The organism is Segatella copri (genome assembly GCF_949820605.1).
GTDB lineage: Bacteria > Bacteroidota > Bacteroidia > Bacteroidales > Bacteroidaceae > Prevotella.
In genome coordinates this window covers 244,144-261,391 of record NZ_CATKVU010000007.1, presented here as the reverse complement: position 1 = coordinate 261,391, position 17,248 = coordinate 244,144, and the positions used below count along the sequence as shown (strand labels likewise).

The 17,248-nt window shown below is 43.6% G+C and carries 14 protein-coding genes; 4 read left to right on the top strand and 10 right to left on the bottom strand.

What is annotated here, in order from left to right:
* Nucleotides 1–248: 248 nt before the first annotated feature.
* Both RCO84_RS15685 and RCO84_RS15680 read right to left on the bottom strand, forming a co-directional pair.
* Nucleotides 249–536 carry a hypothetical protein gene (locus tag RCO84_RS15685; RefSeq protein ID WP_317585635.1) on the bottom strand — a complete coding sequence of 96 codons (288 nt, stop codon included), beginning with the start codon at nt 534–536 and terminating at the stop codon, nt 249–251.
* On the bottom strand, nt 488–823 hold the full coding sequence (locus tag RCO84_RS15680; protein WP_317585634.1) for a hypothetical protein: 336 nt from the start codon (nt 821–823) through the stop codon (nt 488–490). Before RCO84_RS15680 ends, RCO84_RS15685 begins: the two co-directional genes overlap by 49 nt.
* A 394-nt stretch (nt 824–1,217) precedes the next feature.
* Between RCO84_RS15680 and RCO84_RS15675 the strand changes: the two genes are divergently transcribed.
* Genes RCO84_RS15675 through RCO84_RS15660 form a run of 4 tightly spaced genes read left to right on the top strand, consistent with a single transcriptional unit; the run spans nt 1,218 to nt 8,992 of the window.
* Nucleotides 1,218–2,876: a calcineurin-like phosphoesterase family protein gene (locus RCO84_RS15675; protein ID WP_317585633.1), complete on the top strand. Its 1,659-nt coding sequence runs from the start codon at nt 1,218–1,220 to the stop codon at nt 2,874–2,876.
* A gap of 24 nt (nt 2,877–2,900) precedes the next feature.
* Nucleotides 2,901–6,062 carry a SusC/RagA family TonB-linked outer membrane protein gene (locus RCO84_RS15670; RefSeq protein WP_317585632.1) on the top strand — a complete coding sequence of 1,054 codons (3,162 nt, stop codon included), beginning with the start codon at nt 2,901–2,903 and terminating at the stop codon, nt 6,060–6,062.
* Nucleotides 6,063–6,077: 15 nt separating this feature from the next.
* Nucleotides 6,078–7,676 (top strand): SusD/RagB family nutrient-binding outer membrane lipoprotein, encoded by a 1,599-nt coding sequence (locus tag RCO84_RS15665; protein ID WP_317585631.1) that lies wholly within the window; start codon nt 6,078–6,080, stop codon nt 7,674–7,676.
* A gap of 26 nt (nt 7,677–7,702) precedes the next feature.
* Nucleotides 7,703–8,992, top strand: coding sequence for a BACON domain-containing protein (locus RCO84_RS15660; protein ID WP_317585630.1), 1,290 nt, complete (start codon nt 7,703–7,705; stop codon nt 8,990–8,992).
* A gap of 168 nt (nt 8,993–9,160) precedes the next feature.
* Here the strand turns inward: RCO84_RS15660 and RCO84_RS15655 are convergent, their stop codons facing one another.
* From RCO84_RS15655 to RCO84_RS15620, 8 genes are all read right to left on the bottom strand, one after another.
* A complete protein-coding gene (locus tag RCO84_RS15655; protein WP_287587264.1) occupies nt 9,161–9,376 on the bottom strand; it encodes a hypothetical protein in 216 nt (71 codons plus the stop codon).
* A 39-nt stretch (nt 9,377–9,415) separates the two neighbouring features.
* Nucleotides 9,416–9,580, bottom strand: coding sequence for a DUF4143 domain-containing protein (locus RCO84_RS15650; RefSeq protein ID WP_287587261.1), 165 nt, complete (start codon nt 9,578–9,580; stop codon nt 9,416–9,418).
* Nucleotides 9,577–9,855 carry an AAA family ATPase gene (locus RCO84_RS15645; protein ID WP_317585629.1) on the bottom strand — a complete coding sequence of 93 codons (279 nt, stop codon included), beginning with the start codon at nt 9,853–9,855 and terminating at the stop codon, nt 9,577–9,579. Before RCO84_RS15645 ends, RCO84_RS15650 begins: the two co-directional genes overlap by 4 nt.
* 274 nt (nt 9,856–10,129) lie before the next feature.
* Nucleotides 10,130–10,285: a hypothetical protein gene (locus RCO84_RS15640; protein WP_287796946.1), complete on the bottom strand. Its 156-nt coding sequence runs from the start codon at nt 10,283–10,285 to the stop codon at nt 10,130–10,132.
* A gap of 44 nt (nt 10,286–10,329) precedes the next feature.
* Nucleotides 10,330–11,616, bottom strand: coding sequence for an ATP-binding protein (locus RCO84_RS15635; protein WP_317585628.1), 1,287 nt, complete (start codon nt 11,614–11,616; stop codon nt 10,330–10,332).
* A gap of 175 nt (nt 11,617–11,791) precedes the next feature.
* Nucleotides 11,792–13,231, bottom strand: coding sequence for an AAA family ATPase (locus RCO84_RS15630; protein ID WP_317585627.1), 1,440 nt, complete (start codon nt 13,229–13,231; stop codon nt 11,792–11,794).
* A 187-nt stretch (nt 13,232–13,418) separates the two neighbouring features.
* Entirely contained in the window at nt 13,419–14,390 is a 972-nt protein-coding gene (locus tag RCO84_RS15625) for a family 43 glycosylhydrolase (RefSeq protein ID WP_317585799.1), read from the bottom strand.
* 103 nt (nt 14,391–14,493) lie between these two features.
* The gene (locus RCO84_RS15620) at nt 14,494–17,205 is read right to left on the bottom strand and encodes a glycoside hydrolase family 43 protein (protein WP_317585626.1); all 2,712 of its coding nucleotides are present in this window, start codon (nt 17,203–17,205) and stop codon (nt 14,494–14,496) included.
* Between the last annotated feature and the right edge of the window lie 43 nt (nt 17,206–17,248).

Here is a 17,248-nt window from a genome sequence, read left to right as displayed (position 1 = left end):
ATAATAAGATTCCCTTTGTGAAGAAAGACTACGATTCAACTAGAAGATACAGAAACACACAAAAAAAGGGTGCGTCACAGACTTATGACACACCCTCCTCGTTTTTCATCTATTGGCAAAAAAATAATAAAAGCCTATATTGGCTCAAATCTGAATATAGGGTTCTTTATCATTTCGGGTTGAAGATACATTAACATATAGATAGGATTATTGAGGAAATTGAACTCCACTACATCCGCAAAGCATTCCTACATGGCAGTTTCTACGTTATTCCGTTTATGCTGTTCCTCCAAAGGAAGGCTTTCTATCTGCTTCCTTAGCTGATAGGCTTTAATGTCTTTGTCTTCAAAGTAACGCCAACCGGTTTTGTTGTTCCATGGGATTCTCCATCGCTTTCTGGAGCCATGCTTTGTGACGGCTTTGACGGCCTCATAGGTGTTGCCAGCAGCAATCTCCCTGACGGTAAGACCATCCTCGTCATGTGGTATCAGTTCCCATCTGCTGCCACCTTGCATCTTATCTGTCTTGAGCTGCATGGCATTGTGATTCTTCGCAAACTGTTGGTCACATAGCCTTGCACCTTCTGGTCGTTCCTGCTACGATAGGTTGCATCAGGATCGTTAGGATTCTGAAGACTGTCTGCCTTTACCTCCTTCTTGCCTCGAAGTACAGCCTTTCCGTCCATTACGACATACTGTTCATCAAACAGACGCTGAAGAAGATCATGTGCAGGAGAATTAGCAGGAAAAGCTGCCAGTATCTCCATGATGAACCATGCGTTGAGGGCAGAATACTTCTTTGAAACACGACTTCCTAACTGCATTGAGGGAGTCGTGAATATATCTAACTAAGGATTCGGATCTGTCTTCTTAAACATTGTCATTCTTTTAGTTGATGGTGTAAAGATACGAACGGGTGTGGTTTGTGTTGCTGCTGAGACGGACTGAGAGCCTGGTTCTCTGCAGTTTGATTCATTTGGTTCTTGTTGTATTGTTCCATTGATTAATTCTCTCTTACTATAATTATTTATTTCGGATGCAAAAGTACAAAAGAAAGAGTTCGTTTACCTAATGCTTTTACCATGTTTTTTGATGACACACTATCTTAAAATCTATGAACAGCCAGTAATACCATTGTTATTTAATGTTCACAAGCTAGAAACCTCATAGAAATAAAACCACTATAATTTTGCACCCATAATTTTAAACAGTATTATAATGAGGACTTATGTAACTTTATTGTTGTCTGTGGCATTATCATTGCCTATGACAGCCTGCTCGGAAAAGAGCACTGGTGCTGATATAGAAGGTGTCGGCACACACAAGAAAGAACAGGTAAATATTATTGGTCAGGTAACCTGCGAAGGTAAAGGTATCGCAAATGCAGTGGTTTCTGACGGTGTGGAAGTTGTAAAAACCAACGATAATGGAGAATACAGTCTCCTTTCTAAAAAGAAATACGGCTATGTCTTCATTTCAATCCCTTCTGGATATGAAACAACCGTCATTGGAAACCAACCACAGTTTTTCAAGCGTCTGTCAACTAAAGATACCAACATAACCGAGAAGGTGGATTTCGAACTCAACAAAGAGAATAATGAGAAGCATGCTGTACTTGCTATGGCGGATTTTCATCTGGCAAAACGAAATAATGATATCAATCAGTTTGAAAGCGTAGCAGCAGACATCAACCAGACTGCACAGGAATTGCGCTCGCAGGGATATAAAGTATATGGCATCAGCTTGGGTGATGAAAGCTGGGACGGATTCTGGTATTCCAACAATTATGGTATCAAGGAAACTTTCCTGGAATTGCAGAAAATAGAGATTCCTTTCTTCCATTGTATGGGAAACCACGATAACGATCCTTACTTCCCTGACGACAGAAAGGCTGAAGATGAATGGATTAAGATCTGCGGACCGGTATATTATTCTTTCAATGCCGGTAATGTACATTATATTATTATAGATGACATACAATATCTTAATGCTGGTGCATCGCAGGGAACCATCGGACAGCGCAATTATAATGAAACTGTCATTCCTGAGGAACTCGCATGGCTGAAGAAAGACCTTGCTTCCATCCAGGATAAGAACACCCCTATCATGGTAGCTACCCATGCTCCTCTCTATGGTAATCCAAAACTGGTTGGTAATCAGGAAATTGATGATGATAACCTGCAAAACACTGGTGAGATAGAAGCCCTGTTTGCAGATTTCTCCAATGTCCACTTCCTTTCCGGACATACACATGTCAACTATAATGTTCAAAAGCGAAACAATATCCGTGAACACAATACTGCTGCTATCTGTGCTACATGGTGGTGGACGGGTAAACTGTCTGGCAACAATACTTGTACCGACGGAACTCCAGGTGGTTATGGCGTATATCTGTGGAACGGCAATCAGGCAGAATGGTATTATAAAAGCAGCGGTTTTGATAAAAAATACCAGTTCAGAGCCTACGATCTCAACACTACTTACATTGCTCCAGAAGTATATGCTCCTAAATATCAAGAAGATATGAAGATATATGCACAGGGATATGATGTAAAGAAAAGCAATAATGAAATCCTGCTGAATATTTGGAATTATCAGCCTGACTGGAAGATAGAAGTAACCGAAGAAGGAACACCGCTTGAGGTAACCCGCATGGAAGGTTATGACCCGCTTCACATTATTTCTTACGATGCCAAACGCATCAATGCTGGAGGTAAAGCAAAGGTTACCTTCCCATCCACCCCTACTGCCCACCTTTTTAAAGCAAAGGCTTCGAAAACTAACAGTACAATAAATATCAAGGTAACTGACAACTTTGGTCATGTCTATACGGAAGAAATGAAAAGACCAAAAGCATTCAACGTAAATATCAGATAATGTAGCACATAAATTCAAGAAGATATGAGACATTTGAAAAAGAGTTTGGGTTGTCTTGCCCTTGTTTCCATGGGAGGTCTTACTCCCGCAATGGCACAGATGGCTCCACGTGACTCAATTGTAGGAGCAGAAGGGAACATCAAAAAAATAAAAGTAGCAAAAGATAATAAAGAGTCTTTCACTAACCAGAAGCTCCATGAAGTGGTGGTAACAGCTTTAGGTATCTCACGCAAGGAAAAGGCATTAGGTTACTCTGTGAAAACAATCAATAACGATGAACTGACCAGTACGGTTAGTGGAAACTGGCTGGATAACATGGCTGGTAAAGTAGCTGGTCTGTCTATGGTCGGTGCAGGTACCGGTCCGTTAGGAAGCATGCGAATCACGCTGAGAGGTGACAATTCGCTCAACTACGGCAACAATAGTGCGCTCATCGTCATTGATGGAATACCGATGGATTCCGGCTCACCAACTACTGGAAGTGGTGCCAACTATGCCAATGGTGATGCTCCGGTAGATTTCGGAAGCAGTCTTGGTGATCTCAACCCAGACGATATAGAATCAGTTACCGTTCTGAAAGGAGCTGCAGCTACTGCCCTGTATGGTTCGCTGGCAGGTAATGGAGCTATAGTCATCACAACCAAGAAAGGAAGTACCAAAAAGGGTATTGGGGTAACGCTCAATTCTTCTGTCACACTTGATTATGCCAGTTATTGGCCTGATTTTCAGAAAGAATATGGCGCCGGAAGTGACAATGGATTAAGTCCATTCTGCTTCTGGACACTGGATGCCAACGAAGCTCCCGATGGTATTGCTACATACCGCAATATTTCCCGTTATGCTTTCGGAGAGAAATTTGATGCCAGCAAGATAAGATACCAGTATATGTCTAAAAACTGGGAAACTGGTACCTATGAAAAACTGCCATGGGTATATGCGGACGACTGGTATACCGGATTCTTCCAAACAGGTGTGACCTGGAAAAACACCATTAGTATAGCTGGAGGTAATGGTAGAGGTACATCGGCAAGAGCATCCATCAATGACACCCGAAACACCTGGATTACACCAAACACAGGTTATCGTCAGAACTCAGTTTCGCTGGCTTTCGAGACTCCCATCAACAAGAGTATCAAGCTGACAGCCAATGTCAACTATAACCATAAGTCCAGCGACAATCTGCCTATCAGTGGATATAGCGCACAGAGTCCGATGTATGCCTTAGTATGGGGATACAACAATAATCCTATCAAGGCATGGAAAGATGAATATTTCCAGGGCAGGTACAATGCAGAGAACTACAACAATACCGATGGCACCCATGGTAATAGTCTAGTTTATCCTGCTAACGACTCGTACAACCCTTACCGTACAGCATACGAAGAGATCAATACGCTCGATCGTAATCGCATTTACGGAAATGCACAACTAAATATCAAAATTCTCAATGGACTGACACTCAACCTGCGTTCTGCTATCGACATAACTAACGACTGGCGTACCCAGAGAAAACCTTGGTACACTCCCAACTATCAGGCAGGATTCTATCGCGAACAGAGCACCCGTTCCTATATTCTGAACCATGACTTCCTGCTTCAGTATAGGAGAAACTGGTTTGAAGACCGTTTCGGACTGACTGTAGCCTTTGGTGGAAATAGTCTCGAGCGCAAGTACCGACGCACAGACATCACTCTCAATAAACTTCAGATGGATGGCGTATACAACATTACCAACCTGCCATCTGGAGAGATTCCGGATATCTACGCCAATAAAACGAAGAAGATTGTAAACAGCTTTTATGGTTATGCAGAAATGAGTTGGGACGGCACATACTATCTGGATCTGACAGCACGCAACGACTGGTCGAGTACGCTCAGCAAGAGCAACCGCTCTTTCTTCTATCCTTCTGTATCTGCCAGTATTCTTCTCGATCGTGTACTCAAACTGCAGAACAGGGTGCATTGGATGAACATGCTGAAATATCGCCTTTCGTGGGCAAATGTGGGTAACGATACATCACCTTATTCCCTTGATCGGTATTATTCATCTACCTCATATCCAGGTAGCTATACCATGCAGGGTACCATTCCTGACGCTAATCTGAAACCAGAGAATGTAGCAAGTTGGGAAACAGGATTCGAAGGAAAGATGTTCAACGGACGCTTGGGATTCGACTTTACTGCCTACCACACAGCTTCAACAAACCAAATTCTTACTGTTTCTGCCGATCAGATTACAGGTGCTACAGGATACAAAATCAATGCGGGTAAAATAACGAACCAGGGTATTGAACTGTCTCTCTCCGGAACACCGGTAAAGACCAGAAACTTTTCATGGAACATAGACATGAATTGGTCTAAAAACTGGAACAAACTGGTTTCACTGCAAGACGACTGGGATCCGCAAACCCCATTGCAGACCAGTATGGGAACAACAATCGGAAGCCGCGTATATGTATATTCATACGTAGGACAGCAGATGAACTATATCTACGGAAGAGGCTATCAGAGAGCTCCGGAGGGTTCCTACTATACGGATGAAAACGGCAACCAGATTGACTGTTCCGGTATGAAACTGATTGATAAGAATGGTTACCCTATGCTGGATACTAGCCCTACCCGTCGTATCGGTAAGGTTGATCCTGACTGGAAAGCCGGAATGACTCAAACCTTCAGATATAAGAATCTCACCTTGGCCATGGTATTTTCTGCCCAATATGGAGGCCATTGCTTCTCGGTTACCAACTTTGCTCTCTCCTATCAGGGAAAGTTAAAGAACTCACTTGAAGGCAGATACGATGGCCTTGTTGTAGATGGAGTGTACAAGGATGCGGATGGCAATTATCACAAGAATACTACCATCGTGGACAATATACAGACCTATTACAACTCTTATGTCTGGAACCGAAACAACACCGAGGAAAATACGTTTAACACATCATTCCTCAAACTGAAAATGGTACGACTCGACTGGCAGTTGCCTAAGACATGGCTCAGTAAGAAAAACTGTCCTGTGAAGTCTGCCCAAATTGGAGCCTATGCTACCAACCTGTTCTGTCTGACCAGTTTTCCACAATACGACCCAGAGGTGGGAATGGTAAATGGCGGCGATGTTCATTCCGGTATCGAAACTATGTCGTATCCTATGACCCGTTCATACGGCGTTAACGTAAAATTATCATTCTAACACAATAAGTTGATTATGAAGAAAATGAATATATATTTCTGCGGTTTAGCAGCATGCATGCTTGCTATGGCAAGCTGTACAGATAATTTTGACGAGACCAATACGAATCCTAACAAGATAACGGTGTCAAGCGGCAAATTGGAAGCTTCCGCTATGTTTGAGCAAACTCTCTATGGAAGTGCAAACTTCTTTACATATTATTCCTGGTTTTGGTGTGATGAACTCATTCAGCACACAGCCCATACTGGCGGAACCACCCGTCAGGAACATCGCTACTTTATAGGAGATCAGGACTGGAAGGCTCTTTGGAATACCTATTCTAGATATGCCAGCAATGATGTCAACATGATCAATCTGGCTAAGGCACAAGGTTCTTCCTATCTCCAGGCGGTTGGACTTACCATGAAGGTTCTGTTCATGGCAAACCTTACCGATATCTATGGAGATATCCCTTACAAGGAGGCTTTCAAGGCGGAAGAAGGAATCAAACAACCTGTGTTTGACTCTCAGGAAAGTGTGTATCAGCAGATGTGTGCCGAACTGGAAGAGGCAAACCGTATCTATGCCTCACAACCCTACGTAAATGAGAAAAACAGAAAGTTAGACGGAATGTACAACTTCGATATGGCAAAATGGCGCAAATTCAACAATTCTCTGTATCTCAGACTGTTGTGCCGAATCAGTGGACGACAGGAAACTATAGTGGATGGTACTCACAATGTGGCGCAGAAGATGGCTGAAATAGTTAGCAGTCCAGAGACTTATCCTGTTTTCGAAGCTAATGAAGACAATGCCACTGTACGTTATACCGGCATCGCTCCGTATACAAGCGAATTTGATAATGCCAACTATACAGAATCTTCCTTTACAACAGGCAGTTATAAATTGACCGAACAAATGATCAAGATGATGGTCATCAAGGATGCAACCAATGCCAATGTTGACCTATATACAGATCCTCGCCTGCCAATTATCGGAAGAAAAAAAAGAGAATATTGGGCTGGTACTATAGCCGGAGCTGCCATGGGTGAAGAATCAAACAATGGCGACAAGAATGCAGCCTACCTGAACTATAAGGTTCTATGCCGTAACAACAGTGATGAATGGTTCATGGACTATGCCGAAGTGGAGTTTATCCTTGCCGAAGCCGCACTCAAAGGACTGATTCCTGGAGGAGAAGCTGTTGCCAAGGCTCACTATGAAAAAGCCATCACGGCATCGCTCCAGAAATGGTCTGACTTCGCATCACCAGTTGATCCTACATTAGCCATTACGGCAGAAGGAATCCAGACTTTCCTCAACTCCAGTCTGGCATCCTGGGATCAAGCCACCACACTTGAGGCAAAGTCAGAACTGATCGGTAATCAGAAGTATCTTGCTCTTTTCTGGACAGGTATGGAAGACTGGCATGAATATCGCCGTACAGAATATCCGAAACTCACAGTAGGAAGCGGTTGCGTGTACAACGATATGATTCTGCCTACTCGCTTTGCTTATCCAAGCACTACCATAGCTACCAACAGAGTACATGCCGACGAAGCCCTCCAGAGAATGGGCGGTGAAAATGATATGAAAACCCCAGTATGGTGGAGCAAGAAAGCGATAGAGAAATAAAGAATTAAAAGTAAAATACGAAAATCATGATGAAAAAAAATATCATATCCAGTTGCTTTACCTTTGCCATTTCCCTGGCAATGACACTACTTGCATCTTGCGCAAACGACAATGATGAAGCATGCTACTTCAAAATGGAAACCGAGCAAACGCAGGTAAACGTACCAGCAGCTGGTATTTCAAAGTCTAAACTGGCGAAAGTTGTCATCCGTTCAAACAAAGACTGGAATATTCAACTGGAAAATCCAGATGATGCACAATGGGTGCATCTCTTCGCCAACGAAGGTAGTGCCGATGGCATCTTCCGCTTTTGGGTGGATAAAAATACTGAGTTCACATCCCGTTCTGCACGATTGTTTTTTACTGTAGATGGTCAGAAACAGGATGTTCCTTACACCATAGAGCAGGCTGCTGATGTTCCTACCATCGCAATTGCCAATGCTGAGAATGGATATAAGGTCCTGGCTACGGGTGGACAGATCAAGGTTCCTGTCAGTCATAACATAGAATGGACTACTCAGTTGAAAGATGAGTTGAATCAACAGCCAGACTGGATAAAAATAGATTCCTGCGGAACAGACAGCGTTTATCTTACTCTCGATAAAAATAACGATGATACCCGTTCTGTCACCCTGACCTGTAACGGTGTGGGAGAATATGCTTCCGTCATGAGTTCTACCATCATCACCCAGGCAGATGCCGGCATCTATCTCAACGAGCGCTTCGACTGGATGCAGGAAGGTAAAGAGGATTATTATTACAACTATCCGGAACAAGGTATCGACGTATGGACAGAAGAAGAATTATCACATGGCTGGACTACGCTAGGCATCTCAAACCCATGTCTGTATGGTGGACTCGGCTATCTGAAACTGGGAAAGACGAATGTGGCAGGTGATGCCCTGTCGCCAAAATTAAGCAATATAGTAGGAACTTCCGATGTGGAAGTTACATTCAAGAGTATCGGATATGTTTCCAAGGGTGGAGCCAAGGATGATGGTGTCATGAGAGTGATGATAGAGGGACCTGGAACGATAGAAGGTCAGGATCTCGTAGATATGACAGTTAATGAGAAATCATATCGTGCCGCAACATTCGATATCACGGTTTATCCGAATTCTTCAAAGAATGAGAACGGCGAAGACTACAATCCTTGGATGCAACCTGGCGCCACATTTACCTTCCGCATTAAGGGAGCCACCAAGGATACTCAACTGCTGTTCGTGGGTGGTGTTGCATGGAATAGTAGTCTGAAAGGAAAAGGGAAAGGCAAAAATCGCCTCCTCTTGGATGATATAAAGGTAAAGGCTATATAGTTTTTCCAACCAGACAAGTATATATAAACGAAAGAGGGTGTGCCATGGAATATGACACATCCTCTTCTTGTCCGTTTTTCCAAGATTTAACACTCTCTATATGCAACTTTTCATCGTGTCATATAGACCATTCTCCAGCGTTATCATCAATTTGAAAATAATAAAAGCCTATATTGGCTCAAATCTGAATATCGGTTTCTTTATCATTTCGGGTTGAAGATACATTAACATATAGATAGGGTAATAGAGAATCTTGCCTACGACCTGCACATTGCCATTAGAGAAAACTATGGCACGAGGAATAGCGTATTCCTCATTGTTCATCACATTAAAGAGTGCATTATGACGTTTATAATCCTTGCCCGACTTGATTTCTATCGGCAAGACCTCACCTCTGTCTTCTATAACAAAGTCCAGCTCACCCTACTTCTTGTTATTGAAATAATAAAGATTATAACCATGGGCACGTAATTCTTGTGCAGCAAAATTCTCATAAATGGCTCCATTGTTAATTTCTGTCTTACCCGTAAGTAAGTCTATCGCTATATTGGCAGCATACTGGCTTGCCAACAATCCTACATCGCTCATGAACAACTTACATAGCGATAGCTACCCTCTTCTACCAGGAATTTGATGGCAGTAACCATCTCCGGACATTCCTGCACCTCATCAAAGAAAACCAGAGTTGTGCCTGGAATAAGTTTTTTCTCAGACAAGGCAGAAAGGAGCAGGAGGATTTTCTTAGCATCAGAAGGAGACTTAAAAGCCTCTCTATACTTAGGATTATTGAGGAAATTGAACTCCACTACATCCGCAAAGCATTCCTTTCCAACCTTCCGGATAGCGAAGGTTTTGCCAACCATGACGAGCACCAGAAACGAGAAGAGCTTTCTTCTCCATTTTGAAGAAATTGCGTAAATAGCTGTATATCTTTCTGTTAAGCATATCTATATCACTTTTTCTTACCATAATTTATAGGCTTTACGGAGCTTTTCCAACCCTTTTTGGGGTATTTTCTGCCACTTTTCCAACTTCTAGCCGCTGCAAAGATACCATTTTTTTCCGAAACTCCTCTATTTAAACAAGAATATTATCTCTAAATATCACCAATCAAAATAATTTTGAAAAATCTGTCGTTTAATTAACCGAAAACATAATTGAAGAGCAGAAACAGCCAAAGCCTGCTGCCAGGATGTAACACATGGGCAGGAAGGTAGTCATACCAGCTATCAACTCCGTCTTGACCGTAGTAGTCTTTGGGTCGAAACCCAATAATGCTTTTAATTTGTTCATTTCTTATATTACGATTGTTTTTTCTCAATTTTTCAATATTATCTCTATATTCTCTTCCCCATTTCCACAACCCAGTCATATACCGGTCGTATCTTGATGTCAAGGCCTTTTTCTGTAACTTGGTTGTACTCATGGTCGGTGAGCAGCAGCAGGTCGGTGCATTGCGTCTTGCGATGAGCCAGAAGTAATCCTTCAATCTCCCGTTTGCGAGTCTTGGGTGAAGAAATGTCATACGATACCTGAATGGCTTGTTTCACCTGATTGTTTTTGCAAACCACGAAATCGCATTCTCCCGAGCGGTCGCTCAGGTAATAGATATCATACCCCTGCGGCTTATAAGTTCTAACCAGCTGCAGATAAACAATGGTTTCCAATCTCCATCCCAGATTCTCTCCCACCAGCGCATTATCTCGCTGATCCATCAAAGCCACATCTATCGGATACACCTTCTCCTGGGTTATCCTCATCTTGCTCTTGGCAGAATACTTCTGAAGCCCCAGCAGCAGATAAGCCTGCTTCATATAGCCGATATAATTCTTGATGGTATGTTCCGATTTTACCCCCAGTGTAGCCGACAGTTCCGAAGGAGACACGATGACCGGAGCCACATTGAGCAAATGATGAGCCAACTGCTCGAAGGTGGCCTGATAGGTTATCTTGAAACGCTGTTCGATATCTCTCTGCAGAATATTGCTTACCAGATTCTTCACATAATTCTGGTGTTCGCCGATAACGAGCAGCTCAGGAAATCCTCCCTGTTTCAGATAATGATCGAAGGCAGCTCTCCTGAACGCCTGTACCTTGGTAGTCATTCCTTCCGTATCCACCTCTTTCATCAGACAATACTCATAAAAGGAGAATGGAAACAAAGGTATCTCCTTGCAGCGCCCCGAGAGATGAGTAGCCAGGTCGCTGCTCAGAAGTTTGGCATTAGAACCTGTTACAATGACATGCATCCTCCTGCGAAGCATACGATTCACGAAAAGGTGCCAGCCCTCGATGTTCTGTATCTCGTCAAGAAACAGATAATTGAAATCACCATATATCTTATACAACACTTCCAGAACATCGTTCAAATCTTCTGCCTGGATGTTAGCCAACCGCTCATCGTCAAAATCTACATAAGCGTATTTCACACCTACTTTCTCCAATGCCTGGAAGCATAGAGTAGATTTGCCGCTACGGCGCACACCTATCACGACCTGAGCCTGCGTACTGCCCAAGTCTATCTGCGCCTCTTCTGGTCGATGACACAAAGTTTCGCCTCTACGTATCTCCAGTTCTTCCTGCTGATCAGAAAGAATCTGTTCTAAGTTTCTCTTATCCAGCATAATATCTCTTACTTTATCTGGATGCAAAGATAAGAAAAAATAATGAAGAATGCCTTATTTTACATGTTTTTAACTACACAGAACGCCTTATTTTACAAGTTTCAGGATTTCAGAATGCCTTATTTTACATGTTTTTAACTACACAGAACGCCTTATTTTACAAGTTTCGGGATATTCAAACAAACAAATCATCCAGTGTTACTGAAGCCCGGAATATATCGGAGTATTCATTACTCACCAGCTCAGAATTTCCCACATACGTAAGGAGGAATGTCTTGGCAGGGTTCTTTTCTTCCAAAGCCTGCAAACGGCTATTCAGCACCTGAGCATAGCCCTTGGTCACGGCATAAGGAGCCTTATAAAATTTCATCTCGCAAACATTCACTGCATCGTCAGCCCTGTCTATCAGCAAGTCTATCTGCATGCCATCAGTCTCCTCGCTTCCCTTCACTATGAGCGAAGATTCCAGCGAAGACACAGCACCTATATGAAGAGCATATTTTATCTGTGAAATATGCTTCAAACAAACCTCCTCGAAAGCAATGCCACGCCATGAGGCAACATCGCTTTCCTTCAAATGCTGTTGCCAGTAATCAGTTTGATTTACAGCCTTCTTCTCCTTAAAATGAAGCCAGAACCAGCAAAAGGAATCAATAAGCTTATAATACTCCTCTCGCTGACTGAAGCCGAAAGGAGTATATTTCACCACAAAATCACTGCCCATCAAGGCTTTCAGCATCTTGGTAAAATCACCATTCGGGTTCAAACCGGTATGCTCTGCTATCTCCTTACGGGTGAAACCAGCATGACGGGTACCCAAAAAGCGCACAATCTTCATGCTGTCTTCTGCATGATCAAACACAGAATTGAAGAGCCTGTCAAACTCATCCCCCAGCTTCGCCTGACGGTCAAAGAACAAGGCATCTATGTTCTGAGCCAGACTATAGGATGGATTAAAGAAATTCATATAGAAAGGAATTCCCCCCATAATCATATAAGCCTGCGTAATATTATAACGGGACATCTTGATGCCACGGCTCTGATAAAACTCCTCGCATTCTTTCAATGTAAACGGCGACAGTTTGATTTCGCCTGTCAAACGGCCATATAATCCTCCTTTATTATTGATTAGATTATCAAGCATCCAGGAGGTGGCAGAACCACAGACTACGAGCAACAGATTATGACGCATATTGCCCCAACCATTCCAGAAAGCCTCTAATGCCATAAGAAAACCGGAACGAGCCGTATCCATCCAGGGCAACTCATCGATAAATACCACCTGTCGGGAACCATTATCACAAGTTTCCAAAAAACGTTCCAGCAAAAAGAAAGCCTCCATCCACGACTTAGGCTGCGCGATATCCTCCATACCATGACGAAGAAGCGAGAAATAGAAATTCTGCAACTGGTCTCTCAAGGTTACCTTCCGGCGACGGTCGTAAGGCGACAATCCTGTATGATGAAACACCATATCATCATGAAACACCTCATCAATCAAGAATGTTTTACCGACACGGCGACGACCATACACAGCCACAAACTCAGCCCTACCACTTTCGTAGTAACGCTTCAGTTCTGCTATTTCTTTTTTTCTACCTATTATTTCACACATAATCATACCCAATTGGTTCGCTGCAAATATACGACTAATTTCGGAAATAGCGAAAGAAAATAGCGTTTATTTCGCTACGAAACCATTTTCTTATCGTTCGTAGCGGAATAAACGCAATTTTAACTTAGTTTTAACACTTTAATTCTATACTCATAGAAGAGCTTTATGGTAAGGATTAGAACTTTTTTTATTCTAGTGTCAACCACCCATCTTCCGTCCAGTTGATTTTCTTCTGAACCAGGATGCTGGCGCCATTCTTTGACACGCTGTAACCATGACAGAAGAAGTAATCACCATCGGGGAAGGAATAGGCAGAACAATGGCCCATCGCCTCATATTCTTTCTTATCGCCTTCCAGAATCAGCGTACCTCCGCCATTGCGCATGTCCTTGCCATCCTTATCCAGATAAGGACCAGCCACCTTCTTGCTCCTGCCTACGGCAACACGATAGTTGCTCTTGATACCACGGCAGCAGTAATCCCAGCTCACGAAGAGATAGTAATAACCACCATGTTTCATGATGAAAGGAGCTTCGATGGCATTGGTGCCGGCAAACTTAGAAGTAGGATTCGGTTCTGCTGATGCATCACCCACGGCATGACGACGGGCGATGGTCTGAGGCTTGGCACCCTTCTTGACATGCATCGTCTTCTTATCCAACTTGATCATCTGGATGCCATCCCAGAAAGAGCCCCAGGTAAGCCAAGGGGTTCCCTTCTCATCAACGATGAAATTAGGGTCGATGGCATTCCAGTTGTCTCTATCACCCTTGGAGGCAACGAGGCAGCCCTCATCCTTCCATCCATCCTTATCAGATAAGGAGGTATTGCTGAGCAAACCGATGGCAGATGTGTTCTTACCAAAGGTGGAACAGGAATAAGCCAGATACCATTTGTTCTTAAAACGGATGACATCCGGAGCCCAGATATGCGTGGTAAAACCAGGCACACTATCATGCGTCCATGCCGGAATCTCGCTGTTCTTGAGTACGCCCTGAGGAACGATGGTCCAATGCTTGCGGTCGGTGGAAGTCATCTGCGTGATGCCATGACCTGTGCAGTAGAGATAGTACTTGCCATTCTCATACGCCATTACGGGGTCGTGGACAAAAGGAGTATCTACCACAATCGGTTCCTGCGGAGCATTCTGTGCCATCATCTGGCAACCACCTTTTACAACAGGAGCAGCAATAATCATTGCTACTCCCAATAGTATTTTAGAAATCTTCATATAATTACACCTTATTATATATATAAGAGAATTACTTGTTCACAAATTTCTTTCCGTTCACAATCACTACACCCTTGTAGCTCTTGTCTACCTGCTGACCGGAGAGGTTGTACCACTTGCCATCATTCTTCTTCTGGATGATGATAGGGTTCGAGATGCCTGTAGAAAGGCTTGAGCCGTCGATGTAGGACTTCTCGTTTACGAAGAAGAGAGTTGCGTCTCCCTTAATTGTGTTAGAAGTCATACTAAAGGCATAATTATAAGTTTTCTTATTCTTTGTTATCGTAGCATTCACCTTGATGGTACCGCTTGCAACATACTCAACAACCATATCGACCAAAGAACCATTCATATCTTGCTTGAAATTAGTCCAATCGAAATTATTGTCCAAGGTAAACTGCACATTGGCTGTATTTTCCTTGGTGTTACCACCCAATTTTGTAAACCATGCATAATTGTCGTTACGAAGCACGAAATACTCTGCATAATTAGAAGCTCCACGAGATGCCGATGCAGCAACCAATACCCAATTGTCCCAATTATTAACCTCATCACTATAATTATAGAACTTGAACTCAGCCTTCTTGCCTGACTTCAAGACATAATCAGAAGAGAAGTTGCTCCACCAGCCTGAAGTTGTATTCTTCTGTGCAGAAACAGGATAGTAAACCGGAGTCGTTTCCTCTGCCTCAGCATCGATGTTCAGGGTATAATCCTTAGTATATTCATAACCGTCCTTGCTGATAGTCATGGTCATGGTTACCTTACCCTTGCCCTTCACTACGCCCTCATCGGTCAGAATAGAAGGATTGCTTGATTTCCATGAAATGGTAGCACCGAGATGCCCCTCTGTTGGGAGTTTTGGCTTTGAATTCAAAGTTGCACCATCTGCGAAAGGGACACTGGTCTTATCCAATGTATATTTGATAGCCGCCTTGGCATCAGCCTTGCTTCCCCAGATACTCAAGCCGCGAGTCTGCAAACTGGCGCCACCCGATGTAGCCAAACCGTCAGAAGAACTGAGGGCTGTAAAGCAGAGCGCCTTGATATTGGTATAATCAATGGTCTGCTCGGTAAGCACACCCTTGAACTTCACCTCTGCATTGGCTGTAGCAACACCCTTCAAGGTAAGATTGATGTAGCTTGTACCGCTCACCAGTTCCCATTTTCCGGTATACTCACCCGAGATAGAACCATCTGCATTGAGATGGATGGTAACAGGTTTCTCATAAGCCATTGCCGCCGTATTCTGACGATAAGGGTGAGCTATGATCTGATAATCGCCCTCTACCTCTGTTGCACCATAGAGCTGCTGGGTAGCAATATCATTATCAGTATAAGTTTCGCCGCTAAACTCGTAAGGAGCAGCAACCAGCCAGCCGTCCTGGTTTACGAAGAGCTGATGTACACGAACCTCATGTCCCTCGGTTCCGTTATTAAAACGAGTATGATAAACGATGAGTGCACGTCCCTTATGGTCTACGATGGCAGAGTTATGTCCCTGAGCCAGTTCAGCATTAGGCATGGTTTCCCACTGGTAGTTGCCGAAGAGTTTCACACCCTCATCGCGCTTGGCATCGCCACCGAAGTTGAGAATATACTTGCCATACATGGCATCAATGCCCGTTGAAGTAAGACAGTCCTTATAAGGTCCGTCAGGTTTCTCCGAACGGAAAACACGAATCTGATAGCCACCAGCAGCCGTCAAACCACCATAACTCATAAAGAGATAATAATACTTGCCCACCTTCTGGATATAGCTTGCCTCGCCGGAAACACCCCAGCCACCAGCTATCTTCTTGCCGAAATAGGGGTCGCTGGTAGCATTTGCATCTGCCGCTCCCGCTGTAGTTGTTACTCCCTTCACCTGGTATGGGTAGGTATAAGTATAGTCACGAAGACCATTCTCCTTGTCAAGTTTAATCATGAAGATGCCTGCAAACCATGAGCCATAGCTCATCCAGAGATTGTCATCGTCATCATAGAACACGCATGGGTCGATACAGTTGGGACCATAAGGACTCCATTCGTCCGTGTTGTATCGCTGAGGCAGGGATGTGCAACCTGTAGCAATCGCCAAGTCGGTATTCTTCCAGTCACCTGAGGCTGCGAAACCATTGTGGGCATATCTTCCCGAAAAGCCTGAGCATACCACTGGTCCCTGATAAATCCAGGGTCCCTCGAGGTCGTCGGATATAAAGCACACGATGGTAGAGCACCAGTTGTCGCCATTCAGACTCATATACATACACCATTTCTTCATGGTCTTGTTGTAGATGACGTCTGGTGCCCACTGCATGCCTTTCACATTATTGCCTTTCGCCTGCCAGGCATGGGCATCGAAGTTAGGAAAATCGACTTCCTCGCCCTTATAGTTCTTCACCTTCTTCACCATTTGGGTGGAATAAGCATCCTTGAAGTTCACTAGTTTACCATTCACGTCAGCAAAAAGACTGTTACTGGTTCCGGCATTCTCCTCACCCGTCTTAAAGGTGTTCCATATCTGATAGTTGCGCGTAGCATAAGTCTTGGCTCTGCCCAGATGCGTACCGTAGATATAATATTTAGGGTTGGTGGTAGAGCCCGTAACATCCATCACGATAGAAGGGTCATGCACCGCAATGCGCCCTGTTATCGTTTGGGTAGCGTATGCATTAGCCAGATCATTATCGCCGACAGCCGTCTGAGCCATAGCTCCGTTCATCGCCATCAGACTCATGACAGAAAGTAATAACTTCTTCATACGATTTCAAGTTTAAGATATGATTTTTTAAAACCAAGGAAGG